The 265-nt window shown below is 45.7% G+C and carries 1 pseudogene; it reads right to left on the reverse strand.

What is annotated here, in order from left to right:
• A pseudogene (locus AAEZ03_RS27685) lies at positions 1–265 on the reverse strand (glutamine--fructose-6-phosphate transaminase (isomerizing)); the annotation flags it as partial.

Raw genomic sequence — 265 nt, forward strand, 5'->3', positions numbered from 1 at the left:
TGCCCACACCGATGACCAGTGGCGAGCCCAAACGGACGGTAATCAGCTCGTTTGGGCAATCAATATGCACAATACCAAGGGCAAAAGCACCATGTAATAAAGGAATAACCGCACGAACTGCTTCTAATAAATCAGGCGTGCTTTTGTAGATATCATTGATTAAATGAGCGACGACTTCGGTATCGGTTTGCGAGGTGAACTCATAGCCTTTAGCAATCAGCTCTTCTTTTAGCTCGGCGTAGTTCTCAACGATACCATTATGGAC

Source organism: Pseudomonas sp. HY2-MNA-CIBAN-0224 (assembly GCF_040310285.1).
Taxonomy (GTDB): Bacteria; Pseudomonadota; Gammaproteobacteria; order Pseudomonadales; family Pseudomonadaceae; genus Aquipseudomonas; species Aquipseudomonas helleri.